General features: G+C 40.0%; 9 protein-coding genes. 7 read left to right on the top strand and 2 right to left on the bottom strand.

Features of this window, described 5'->3' with window-relative positions:
* The first annotated feature begins 163 nt into the window (after positions 1 to 163).
* The 4 genes from CVD27_RS19365 (at position 164) to CVD27_RS19350 (ending at position 5,169) form a co-directional block, all read left to right on the top strand.
* Complete coding sequence (locus CVD27_RS19365; RefSeq protein WP_101649547.1) at positions 164 to 964, top strand: IclR family transcriptional regulator; 801 nt, start codon at positions 164 to 166, stop codon at positions 962 to 964.
* Positions 961 to 1,851 (top strand): fumarylacetoacetate hydrolase family protein, encoded by an 891-nt coding sequence (locus CVD27_RS19360; protein ID WP_101649546.1) that lies wholly within the window; start codon positions 961 to 963, stop codon positions 1,849 to 1,851. The genes CVD27_RS19365 and CVD27_RS19360 overlap by 4 nt, the downstream gene beginning before the upstream one ends.
* An 11-nt stretch (positions 1,852 to 1,862) precedes the next feature.
* Positions 1,863 to 3,329, top strand: coding sequence for an alpha-ketoglutaric semialdehyde dehydrogenase GucD (gene gucD / locus CVD27_RS19355; protein WP_101649545.1), 1,467 nt, complete (start codon positions 1,863 to 1,865; stop codon positions 3,327 to 3,329).
* Between the two features lie 280 nt (positions 3,330 to 3,609).
* On the top strand, positions 3,610 to 5,169 hold the full coding sequence (locus tag CVD27_RS19350; RefSeq protein ID WP_101649544.1) for a bifunctional metallophosphatase/5'-nucleotidase: 1,560 nt from the start codon (positions 3,610 to 3,612) through the stop codon (positions 5,167 to 5,169).
* A gap of 215 nt (positions 5,170 to 5,384) precedes the next feature.
* Here CVD27_RS19350 and CVD27_RS19345 read toward each other — a convergent pair whose 3' ends face one another.
* Positions 5,385 to 7,385: a YjhG/YagF family D-xylonate dehydratase gene (locus tag CVD27_RS19345; protein ID WP_374703088.1), complete on the bottom strand. Its 2,001-nt coding sequence runs from the start codon at positions 7,383 to 7,385 to the stop codon at positions 5,385 to 5,387.
* Positions 7,386 to 7,735: 350 nt separating this feature from the next.
* On the opposite strand from CVD27_RS19345, the gene CVD27_RS19340 reads away from it, so the two are divergent.
* On the top strand, positions 7,736 to 9,205 hold the full coding sequence (locus tag CVD27_RS19340) for an NCS1 family nucleobase:cation symporter-1 (RefSeq protein ID WP_257984432.1): 1,470 nt from the start codon (positions 7,736 to 7,738) through the stop codon (positions 9,203 to 9,205).
* Between the two features lie 116 nt (positions 9,206 to 9,321).
* On the opposite strand, the gene CVD27_RS19335 is transcribed toward CVD27_RS19340, so the two are convergent.
* Entirely contained in the window at positions 9,322 to 10,017 is a 696-nt protein-coding gene (locus CVD27_RS19335; RefSeq protein WP_101649543.1) for a response regulator transcription factor, read from the bottom strand.
* A gap of 307 nt (positions 10,018 to 10,324) precedes the next feature.
* On the opposite strand from CVD27_RS19335, the gene CVD27_RS19330 reads away from it, so the two are divergent.
* The gene (locus CVD27_RS19330; protein ID WP_101649542.1) at positions 10,325 to 11,971 is read left to right on the top strand and encodes a flavin-containing monooxygenase; all 1,647 of its coding nucleotides are present in this window, start codon (positions 10,325 to 10,327) and stop codon (positions 11,969 to 11,971) included.
* A gap of 142 nt (positions 11,972 to 12,113) precedes the next feature.
* A complete protein-coding gene (locus CVD27_RS19325; RefSeq protein ID WP_180960360.1) occupies positions 12,114 to 13,058 on the top strand; it encodes an alpha/beta hydrolase in 945 nt (314 codons plus the stop codon).
* Positions 13,059 to 13,096 lie beyond the last annotated feature (38 nt).

Here is a 13,096-nt window from a genome sequence, read left to right as displayed (position 1 = left end):
GGGATTTGAAATTACTAGTTTGTAACCGAATTGTTACAGAAGAAAGGGTTTACAAAGTTAAAATATGTGCTAAAATTCTGAATATAAACAGGATAGTCAAACCAAGTTTTATATTATAAAACAATTATGTTAAATAGTGGATAGTATAGGAGGTGAATTTACTTTGCCAATCATTCAATCTGTTAAAAGGGCCCTAAATATTTTAGATCTTTTTGATGATTTTAATAAGGAGCTCAAAATTACTGAAATCAGTACAAGATTAGGTTTGAATAAAAGTACCGCTCATTCACTTTTGAAAACACTTAAAGAACAAGATTATATTAAACAGGATTTAGAGACTGGTAAGTATAGCCTTGGGTTGAAGCTTGTGGAAAGAGGTAATTTTGTTTTAAACAGCATGGATCTAAGAATCATAGCTAAAGATTCGTTGGTTGAATTATCTCATAAAACCGGCAATACCACTCATTTAGTTATATTAGACGAGAAAACGGGGGTTTACATTGACAAGGTAGAAGGTCCCAATAAGACGATAGTATTTTCCCGCATTGGCCGCAGTGTACCAATCCATTCTAGTGCAGTCGGGAAAGTTTTAGTAGCTTACAAGTCACAGCAGGAGCTTGATTCTTTACTAGAACAATATGATTTTTTTCCACAAACAGGCAAAACCATAAAGGACAAAATGAAATATTTAGAGGAGTTAGCACAAGTGGAAAGGTGTGGATACGCTATTGACAACGAAGAAAATGAGGAAGGGGTTTACTGTATAGCGGTACCAATATATGATCATTCTTTTTCCGTAGTGGCCGCCCTTAGTATGTCATTTCCTATTAGTAGTGTTACTGCCGAGGTGAAAAGCCAAACGGTACAAATGTTAAAAGAAACTGCCTCAACCATCTCTGAAAAACTGGGCTATAGGTCTATCAAAAAACACTTTCTAAATAATAAAACTGGGGGTTTTTTATGAGAATTATATGTTTTCAATCATGCGAAGGTTTAGAACAAATGGCAGCAGTGACTGACAGTGGTGAAATCTATCTTTTACAACAAAAGAGTTTTCTAGAACTGATGAAGGAAGCAGAAAACAAAAATGTGACCTGTTTGTCATTGGTTCATCAGACGATTAAAGATTCCCTTCCAATGGAAGTAAAACTAGAGGATCTAACATTGAGATTACCTTTGCGGTCAGATGAAGTCTGGGCATCTGGTGTAACGTATTTAAGAAGCCGAGAAGCCAGAAACTTGGAATCGAAATCTACTGGTGAATCCTGCTATGACAAGGTTTATGAGGCGGAACGACCAGAATTATTTATGAAATCAACCTTCCACAGAACAGTGGGACCTGAGACTCCAGTTTATATTAGGACTGATTCTAACTGGCAGATTCCTGAGCCTGAGCTTGGATTGGTATTAAACAGGAACGGTGATATTGTTGGCTATACAATAGGAAATGATATGAGCAGCCGCGATATCGAAGGTGAAAATCCTTTATACCTTCCCCAAGCAAAAATTTGGAAACATTCTTGTTCGATTGGACCTAGCATCCGTTTAGCCGAGACAGTAGAAGATCCTTATAATCTAGTCATTTCATGCCGGATCTATCGAAACGGTACAAAAGTTTTTGAAGATTATGCCAATACTTCCCAACTAAAAAGAAAATATAATGAATTAATTTCTTATTTATTAAGAGATAATGTGGTGTTTGATGGAACCGTATTGTTAACGGGTACATGCATAGTACCTAATGAAGATTTTACTCTTGCGGACGGCGATGTAGTGGAAATCGAAATCCCTTGTATTGGTGTTCTACGCAATCCTGTGCAAATTCAAAGTCGGATGAATCTTGTAAAATAAGGAGACTGATTATGGCCATTTTATCTGAAACTAAAACATTTTTAAACTATATTAACGGGAGCTGGGATACAGGTTCATCTGGAGAAGTAACCAAGAGCATTAATCCCGCAAATAAAGAAGAGGTGGTTGGATATGTACAAAACTCAACCAGAGAAGACTTAAACGAAGCGGTGCAAGCGGCCAAACAGGGCCATAAAAGTTGGAAAAAGCTCTCTGGCGCTGAAAGAGGGAATTATTTATTCAAGGCCGCAGAAATTATCGAAAAACAAATAGATGATATTGCTGAGACCATGACAAGAGAAATGGGTAAAACATTGGCTGAGGCAAAAGGAGAAACGGCCCGGGGCGTTGCGATCTTAAGATATTACGCAGGCGAAGGCATGAGAAAAATGGGGGATTTAATTCCATCATCAGACAGTGGGGCACTCATGTTTAGTAAACGCGTGCCGCTAGGTGTTGTTGGTGTGGTTACCCCTTGGAATTTCCCGGTCGCAATTCCGATTTGGAAATCAGCTCCTGCACTTATTTATGGAAACACCGTCGTCTTAAAGCCAGCCTCTGAAGCTGCAGTAACGGCTGCTAAAGTAATCGAATGTTTCCATCAGGCAGGGTTCCCAAAAGGAGTGATTAACCTTGTAACAGGTAAAGGTTCCGTTATCGGTCAAGGACTAGCTGAACATCAAGATGTCGATGCTATAACTTTTACAGGATCGAACTCGGTTGGGAATCTAATTGGAAAAACAGCGGCCGCTCGTGGTGCCAAGTATCAACTAGAAATGGGCGGAAAAAATCCAATTATTATCGCGAATGATTGTGATATGGAACTAGCAGTTGATGCGGTTCTAAGCGGTGGTTTAAAGTCTACCGGACAAAAATGTACCTGTAGCAGCCGTGTCATCGTACAAAGCGGAATTTACCAGGAGTTTAAGGAAAAACTACTAGCAAAAGTAGAAACTATTAAAGTAGGGAATGGTTTGGATTCAGATACATGGATGGGACCTTGTGCAACTTTAGACCAGTATAATACGGTAAAAAGTTATATCCAAAAAGGATTGGAAGAAGGGGCTGAATTAATTTTTGGCGGAGATGCTCCGAAGTCTGAGGAACTTGCAAGGGGATTTTATATTAGTCCAACGATATTTGAAAATGTCACATCAAGGATGACCATTGCTAAAGAAGAGATCTTTGGACCGGTTTTAGCTCTCATGAAGGTAGAAACGATTGAAGAGGCAATTGATCTTGCCAACGATACCGAATTTGGACTAAGTGCTTCGATCTTTACAAAGGATATAGGCAAAATTCTAATGTTTATTGATGATATCGAGGCGGGTCTTGTAAGAGTAAATTCTGAAACGGCGGGAGTAGAATTACAGGCTCCATTTGGCGGTATGAAAGCTTCAAGCTCTCACTCACGTGAACAAGGGGAAGCGGCTAAGGAGTTCTTTACTACTACGAAAACGGTCTTTATCAAAGGATAGTGTGTTTAAGGTAAGTTATTCACAAATAAATGCAGATAGTAATAAAAAAAGAAAATGACTCAATTATATATGCTCCCGATAAAGTAGACAGATGAAAAAATAAAAATCCGACTAATTTATCGGGGGTTTTTTATAGCCAAAAGTACTTTCATGGACCCGATATGGCCAAACAAAATTTGTAACAAAAACTTAATGAGCAGTTTAAACGGATTTAAGATTCCAGAGTTATCCTTAAAGTACATCAGGAGGGAGGGATCGGAAGCTGTTAAAATTTCGGGTCATGTCTTCTTTGCTCATCTTTGGCTTTATTTTGTTAGGAAGCAATATATTCTCCTTATCTTCAAACAATACATCCACAATCACACATTCCACATCTACTCACTACGTTCAAGTACAATTGTTAGGTATGAATGATTTTCACGGTCAACTAAACAAATATCGAAAGGTTTCAGGGTCTCTGGCAGGTGGTGCTGAATACGTGGCTGCCTATATAAAAAGATATAAAGAAGAGAACCCGAATACCCTGCTTGTTCATGCTGGTGATATGGTAGGAGGAAGTCCCCCCATTTCTTCCCAATTTCAAGACGAACCTACAATTGATTTTTTAAACCTTCTGCACATGGATGTCGGTACACCTGGTAATCATGAATTGGACGAAGGCGTTCAAGAGATGAAACGACTTATTTATGGAGGATTCCATGAAAAAACCGGTTACTTTAAAGGCGCCCATACCTCTTACATTTCTGCAAATATCATTGATAAAAAAACCGGTTCTCCCTTGCTGCCACCATATATTATTAAGCAAATTGAGGGAATCAAAATTGGCTTTATTGGTGTGGTCACTACTGAAACCAACCTGTATGTAACCCATAAAAATCGAAAAGAAGTAGAAATAACGGATGAAGTTACAGCAATTAATCGAACAGTTAAGCAACTAAAGGAAAAAGGGATTAAAGCAATTGTGGTACTGGCACATGTTTCTGCGAAATCCAATCAGTCAGGAGCCGATCCCCAAGAAGCTTTAGTGGAGATGGCCCCAAAAATCGATAATGAGGTCGATGTCATTTTTGCTGGCCATAGCCATCACTATGCTAATACAGTTGTAAACAATAAACTGATTGTTCAAGCTTATTCGTACGGAGAAGCTTTTTCTCAAGTAAATATAAAAATTGACCGCGATACCAAAGATATTATTGAGAAAGAAGCAAAGATTGTTGTCACTTCTCATGATGGTATAGAGCCAGATAAAGTAACCGTTACTTTAATAAAAAAGTATAAGGAAAAATTGGGTGTTAAATTTAATCAAATCGTCGGATTCCTTTCTGAAGAAGTCAGCCGGAAGCAAGATGTAAATGGTGAATCACCATTCGCGAAAATGATTGCAGAGTCTGAGCGGAAAGTGATGGGGACAGAAATTGCCTTTGTTCATCAAGGAGAAATGCGAGGAGGCCTAAAGCGAGGAAATATTACTTTAGAAGACCTTTATACACGAATGCCGTTTGGTCATAGTGTTAGTAAATTAATCTTAACCGGGGACCAAATTAAACTCGTATTAGAGCAGCAGTGGAGAATAGATCAGATGAATGATATGTTACAAACGGTTGGTTTAACTTATAGGTGGGACCCTAATGCGCCCATTGGCAGCCGAATTGTCATGCTGAAGGACAGTAAGGGCCAAAGTCTTCAACCTGACAGGGAATATGTGGTAGCCGTTAGTAATTATTTAGCTTCGGGCGGTGATAACTTCACTGCATTTGAACAAGGTAGAATGGTAGAAAACGGTCCACAAGTGGTTACTGCCCTTTTACACTATATCCAACAAAAGTATCCTAGGAAATAAGTTTAAAAAGAATGACTCGGTACCAGAGTCATTCTTTTTTATTAAAGGCTATTTTCGCATAAATGGTTGTTTTCCGTAAAAGTTCATTAATGACCCGTATAACTATATGCATCCTGGCATCTTTTCGTAAGAACATTTGCGGAAATTGCCCTGCAACTTAAGTTTTTGGTCCTTTACAAGGTCCAAAAGCAACAAAGTTTACGAAAAAAGCCTTATTAAATGAAACTTTCTTCTTTCTTTTTCCTCAACGCTTCCTCACCAGCTTTTAATACTTCAATAATGCGGTCCACATCGTAAATGCTTCCGCGCCATGTACCTCCACTCACAGACTGAAGCGCTGCCCAAAGACGCGTATCATCAGGAAGATCCGGAGAAGGTTTTACCTCCTTGTTTTGTTGTCTTTGAGAAAGGATTAAGCTTCCTTCTTCGGGTGTCACTTCGTAATCAAGCGTTCCCAAAAAATGAAGATGGCCTTCCAATGTCTTCGTATTAATATAGACCTCAATCAAGTCTCCCGTTCTTAATTTTCCTATAGGCCCGCCGGCTAGACCTTCGGGACCAATATGCCCGATACAAGCTCCTGTTGACACTCCTGAAAAGCGGGCGTCCGTTAACAGCGTAACGTGTTTTCCAAAGGAAAGATGCTTTAAGGCTGAAGTAAGCTGATAGGTTTCCTCCATCCCTGTGCCAAGAGGTCCGCATCCAATTACCACCATGATATCTCCTGCAAAGATTTCACCATTTTTTATCGCTTGGATGGCTTCGCGTTCACTTGTAAACACTTTTGCAGTATTCTTATGATAATAAACACCCTTTTCGTTTATTTTTTCAGGATCGATGGATGTCGACTTGATAATGGAGCCATCCGGTGCTATATTGCCGGTTGGAAAGGTTAAGGTAGAATGAAGTCCTCTTTTTTTCGCTTCACAAGGAGACATGATGACGTCATTGGCATCAATGTGATCCTCTTGAAAAAGGATCTCCTTCATTTTTTTTCTTCTTTCGGAACCTTCCCACCAATCTAGATTTTCCCGTAACGTCTTTCCTGTAACGGTCATTACGTCCTCATCTAATAAGCCTAAAGAGCGTAAGTGCAGCATTACCTCTGGAACTCCTCCTGCTAAAAATGCACGAATCGTTGGGTGATGAACCGGCCCATTTGGAAGCACGCTGACTAACCTAGGAGTTGATTTGTTTACTTCAATCCAATCCTCTACGGTCGGGATGGTACATCCAGCAGCATAAGCGATGGCAGGAATATGCAAAAGGAGATTAGTTGAACCTCCAAATGCAGCATGAACAACCATTGCATTTCTAATTGAAGCATTTGTAACAATATCCTTTGTTTTGACTTTTTGCTCCTGAAGATGGATAACAGCACGTGCTGATTGGCGGGCCATTTCTTTCCACACCTCTTGTCCAGATGGAGCCAATGCAGAATGTGGGATAGATAGTCCTAATGCTTCGCTTACGACTTGTGCGGTGGCCGCTGTCCCTAAAAACTGGCATCCACCACCTGGTGTGGCACAAGCACGGCAGCCTAATTCAGCCGCTTCCTCAAGACTAAGCTCATTATTGGAATAGCGTGCCCCGATGGTTTGAATCTTGGCAGCATCTTCACCGTAAGTAGGGGGGAGAGTAACTCCGCCAGGGATGACAATGGTAGGTAAGTCATGCATGGAAGCAATGGCGATCATCATGGCGGGCAGTCCTTTGTCACAGGTAGCAATACCAATGGTCGCTTGTCGAGTTGGTAATGAACGAATTAACCGCCGGAATACCATGGCTGCATCGTTCCGGTATGGCAAGGAATCAAACATTCCTGTCGTCCCTTGTGACCGCCCATCACAAGGATCACTAACATATCCCGCAAATGGCATTCCGCCAGCTTTGCTGATTTCCTTAGCAGCTTCCTTCATTAATATATCTACTTCCCAATGCCCTGTATGATACCCTAAGGCAATCGGATCCCCGTTGGGACCCTTCATTCCACCTTGTGTACTTAATAAAAGAACTTGTTTACCTTTTAGATTGGCAGGTTTCCATCCCATTCCTACATTTTGTGTCAACCCAAATAAGTTACCACTCGGTTCATTTCGAAGCATTTGGTCCGTTAGGGGGAGTTTACCTTGGGGACCCAATGCTTTTGTTTTAATAGAAAAAATGTCGGGATTTGCTGTGTTCATTAATTCTTCAACAGAATATACCAATTCCATTTCTCCTTCCTGTAAAACGCTTACAATGTAGATTCGTGACTATTATAATACATATCTAAATTTTGTCAATTATTATAAAATTCTGTTTTATAATATAAAACAAAATAGATTGTACCTTTGCTAATAATATTTTGATATTTTATTTATTTAATTTTGTGTTAGCTTTCCTTACCAATTTTGTTACAAGTAACCAATCATTCAGTAGAATACATAAATAAGTTGTACTTTTAAAACAACATACAAGAAAGGAAGGGCTCCATTGTTTATAAGGAATTCATAGTATTAAGTCAATGTTGGTTATCATGAGTTAAATCTATCTTTCTATGATTAAAAGAGAAGGAGTGAATGCAATGAGTACAGAATCCATGGAAGAACAAGATACCTTGAAAGTAAAGGATCCCTCTTTATACAATGAGGATCTTGCCCCTCTTAAAAAGGAAAAGAGGAATTGGAATTGGCTGAACTATACGACCGTGTGGATGGGGATGGTCCATAATATTGTTGCCTATGAAACTGCAGGAAGCTTACTTGGGTTAGGAATGAGTGTTTGGCAGGCATTAGCGACAGTAATAACTGCAAATATTATCCTTATATTAGCCATGTGGTTAAATAGTGCAGCTGGTGCTAAGTATGGCATCCCATTTCCTGTACTCATCCGCGCTTCTTTTGGATATAAAGGGGCTCAGCTTCCAATTATAATAAGGGCCTTTGTGGCGATATTCTGGTTTGCGGTTCAAGCCTATTTGGGCAGTAAAGCGGTAGGTGCTGTTCTTGGTGCGTTAATACCGGGCTGGAATGGTTTGTCCTCTATTCATTTTATCGGATTGGGGCTGAATGACGCTCTTGCTGTAGCGCTATTCTGGATTTTACATGCTTGGGTCATCTCTCATGGCATGGAAAGAGTAAAATTCTTTGAGCTTTGGGCAGGTCCTCTTGTGATTGTGTTGGGTTTAGCCCTAGTAATTTGGGCCATTACCGTATCAAATGGATTAGGACCGCTCTTTGATGAACCATCACAATTAACTGGCGGGGCATTTTGGAGTGCATTTGGAATTTCAGTAACCGGACTGATTGGTACCTGGGCGACCTTAATACTTAATATACCAGATTTCACAAGATTTGCTCGCAGTCAAAAGGATCAAGTCATTGGTCAGGCCATTGGCTTACCAGGAACCGCGATTATTTTTTCGATCATGAGTATTATTACAACCTCAGGAACGATCATTGCCTTCGGTAGACCAATATGGGACCCAGTCGAATTACTCCAACAATTTGGTAATCCATTCGTTTTATTCTTGGGAGCTTTTGCCCTGCTAATAGCTACCTTATCAGTTAACGTGGCAGCAAATGTAGTTTCACCTGCGTATGACCTAGTAAACTTGTTTCCTCAAAAACTTAACTTTGTAAAAGCTGGTCTCATTTCGATTGTCGTTGCCTTATTTTTTGCACCTTGGCTTTGGTACAACAATTCTGCAACCATTTTTAATGTATTAGGGGCAATAGGTGGGGCACTTGGGCCAGTAGCTGGAATCATGATTGCTGATTATTACATGGTTGCACGAGGAAAATATGATTTAGCTAGTTTTTATAAAAAAGACGGACTATACGCGTATAAAAATGGCTGGAATGTTAAGGCACTGATTGCCTTAGTGATTGGTCTGATTGCATCCTTTATTGGATTAATCATCCCCGCATTGAAGGAGCTTTACACCTATTCTTGGTTCTTAGGGATTGGTTTTGGCGCTATTTCCTATATTTTCTTAATGAAATCTGAAAAAATATCGAACTCCAATTTTGAAAATGTGGAGACTACCATTTAATTTTTACACTGCTTTAGAATGGTGAACTCATAGAAAGGAATTAAAATATCTCTTCCTTTCTATGAGGAAACTATTTTAAAATCAATAATAGATTTAATGGTATAGAATTAAAGTATTTAGGAAATAATCCCCTTCCGAAATAACTCAGCTACCGCCTGTACCCGATTTTGTACCCCCAATTTCTTTATAGCTGATTTAACATACTGATTGATCGTTACTTCACTGAGATCCATCGTATCAGCCATTTCCTTCGTGCTTTCTCCCCAGGATATCCTTTTCATTACTTCAAGTTCTCGTCTGCTGAGTAATTGTGTGTATTCCGGGCCGTTTGTTTTTTCCATAATTCTGCCGACCTGACGTCCATATTGGGTAAATGATGTAAGTAATTGATCGTTGATGATGGCACCGGATTCAAACTCGTTCGTGCAAATATATCCGATGGTTACTGAACCAAAACATATGGGGATAACTAAGAAGGAATTTACATTTGATGAGGTTATGTATTTACTGTTTACTTGTCTAAGGTAATCAATCCCACTACAGTACTTTGCTTTCCTTTCATAAAGTGCTGAATATATAATGGGCAAAGACCGAATATCATCGCGGATGTCCCGTATGTGGACTAATCCAAAAGGGTTTAACGAGATGATTCCTTCTCCAATAAAGCCCAAATGGGAGTATCTAAATAAAAATGAATTTTTAACAGGATAAAAGTTCATATAGATTTCAAGTATTTTATAAAGCTTGTCTTCATGTGTGGAAGCTTCCTCTAAATCTTGGATATTACTAAAAATGGTAGGATTTAATGTCACATTATCACCTTCTTTATAGGGATGTAATACATAGAAAATTAGGAATATTCAAATTTTTAAAAAGATAGTAATCTTTAGATAGACCTTCATAGTAAAATACTTAAAACTTAAAACTTAAAACTTAAAATTTAAAATTTAAAATTTAAGTAAGAGGAGAGTGATACTCAGCTTTATAATGTAATCGCTTGCAATGAAAATCAAAGTTTATACTAGTATTTTAACTGACGACTAATGAGTGGACATGTGCTGAAATACCTATACTCAGATGTAATCATTTAAGGATAATAAAATGAGGAGGTAGAGAAAAATGGCATTAACTCAAAAATCGAATTCTTTCAATGAACTGGATGCTGTGATTGTCGGGGCTGGATTTTCCGGATTGTATATGCTATATCGTCTTCGCGAGGCTGGCTTTTCAACCTGTGTATTTGAGGCAGGAGACAATGTCGGAGGGACATGGTATTGGAATCGCTACCCTGGAGCTCGCTGCGATGTTGAAAGCATCTATTACAATTACACTTTCTCTGATGAACTCCTCAAAGAATGGACTTGGTCCTCTAAATATGCCGAGCAGCCGGAAATCTTAAGCTACATTAATTTTGTTGCTGATAAGTTTGATTTGCGCAGGGATATCCAATTTAAGACGCGTGTAAATTCTGCTCAATTTGATGAAGAGAAGAATAGATGGGACATTCAATTGAATAACGGCCAGAAGGTATCGGCTCGTTATTTTATTACGGCAGTAGGATGTCTATCTGCTTCCAACGTACCCAAATTTAAAGGGTTGGAGAATTTTAAGGGTGAGTGGTATCATACTGGACGCTGGCCTCATGAAAAGGTTGAATTCAAAGGCAAACGGGTTGGAGTCATCGGCACCGGTTCGAGCGGCATTCAGTCTATCCCAGTAATTGCTAAGGAAGCAGAACATCTTACTGTTTTTCAACGCACTCCTCAATATAGTACCCCAGCTAGAAATCAATTAAATGACCCGGAATATACTAGACAAATTCGAGAAAATTACAGCGAAATCCGGAATCAAATGCGCTCCTCGCTTACAGGTATACCAGCGGTGCCCCGGGACCGTTCAGCACTGGACGATACAGCTGAAGAACGGCGCCGGACTTTTGAAGCGGCTTGGGAAAAAGGTGGACTTCTTACGATTTCCTATTCTTATAATGATTTAAGTTTAACACCTGAAGCAAACGAAACAGTTGCGGAATTTATCCGTTCTAAAATACGCGAAGTGGTAAAAGACCAAGAAGTAGCAGAGAAACTCTTGCCAAGCTTTTACTACGGAACCAAACGTCCAATCATAGATACCGATTATTTCGAGACGTATAACCGTGAGAATGTAACACTTGTAGATGTCAAAAAAGCACCAATCGAGGAGATTACATCTACTGTAGTGAAGACGGCTGATGCTGAATATGAACTAGACATGATTGTGTTTGCAACGGGTTTTGATGCCATGACAGGTCCACTCTTTAAAATGGATATTCGAGGAAGAGATGGTGTTTCTCTTAAGGAAAAATGGGACGGAGGGTCTCAAACAAGGACTTACCTTGGTATCGGAACAGCAGGCTTCCCTAATATGTTCATGCTTACGGGCCCTGAAAGTCCTTCCGTACTTAGTAATATGATGGTTTCGATCGAACAGCATGTTGAATGGGTTTCTGATTGCATCATCTATATGCGCGATAACAATAAAGGGATCATTGAAGTAAATGAGGAGGCTGAAAATGCATGGACCAAGCATTGCCGAGAGGTAGCTGAACCCACTCTTTATGTGAAGACAGATTCCTGGTATATGGGCGCGAATATTGAAGGGAAATCCCGCGGATTCCAAATTTATCTCGGTGGAGTTGGACCGTACCGTCAAATTTGTGATGAAGTCGCTGAAAAAGGCTACGAAGGTTTCATCTTAAAGGCTTCTGAAGAAAGTGTTGTGAACTAATATCGGCAAGCTAATTGCTAATTTTTCTTAAGGCTGTGTTAAAGGTCATTGTTAATTTAGTAACTATGTTGATTGGAGCGGAGATTAACATACAAGTTTTAACACAGCCTATCTTAAAAAAATTTAAGGAGGAAACGTACTTATGGCACTAGATCCGCAAGCAAAATTTCTATTGGAACAAATGGAGGCACTGGGAGCTCCGGCAATGCACACACTAACACCTGAAGAAGCAAGGCTGACAACTGATTTTAGTGCCTTGGCGGGAGTGCCTGAAGAAGTCGGGAAGGTAGAGGACAGAAAGATTCCTGGCCCTGATGGAGAAATCCCTGTTCGTATTTATACACCAGATGGAGAAGGGTCTTTTCCTGCCTTGGTTTATTATCATGGCGGGGGCTGGGTTATCGGCAATCTGGATACAGTGGAGGTTCCTTGCCGAATGCTGGCTAATCGTGCAAACTGTGTTGTCATATCAGTAGACTATCGTTTGGCACCGGAGCATAAATTTCCAGCAGCAGCGGAAGATTCGTATGCAGCAGCCAAGTGGGTGGTTGAAAATGCTGCCTCCATTCAGATTGATCCTAATCGAATTGCTGTCGGCGGCGACAGTGCAGGCGGTAACCTAGCCGCAGTTGTAGCGCAAATGGCAAGAGACAAGAAAGAAATTTCACTGGCTTACCAAATGCTGATCTATCCGGTTACCAACCATTCCTATGCAACGGAGTCCTATACTGAAAACGCTGATGGTTACTTACTAACAAAGGATAGCATGATCTGGTTTTGGAATCATTATTTAAGGAATGAAGAGGATGGCAAAAATCCTTATGCTTCTCCGCTGCAGGCGAATGATCTTAGTGGACTTCCTCCCGCCTTGGTTTTAACAGGGGAGTTTGACCCGCTTCGTGATGAAGGAGAAGCCTATGCAGAAAGGCTGAAGGACGCTGGGGTTCAAGTGGAGGCTACACGATATGACGGCATGATTCATGGTTATTTCTGGATGCCGGGAGCGCTAGATCAAGGTAAAAAGGCAATTGAGCAGGCCGCTAATGCATTAAAGCAAGTTTTTCAAGGCAGTGTAGCCTCTAAATAATGGAAAAAGGACACTTCCGAAAGTGGAAGTGTCCTTTG

Origin of the sequence: Neobacillus cucumis, from assembly GCF_002860255.1 — a bacterium.
Taxonomy (GTDB): Bacteria; Bacillota; Bacilli; order Bacillales; family Cytobacillaceae; genus Neobacillus; species Neobacillus cucumis_A.
Note: the sequence above shows the minus strand (reverse complement) of the source record. Positions and strands in the feature narration are given on the sequence as shown.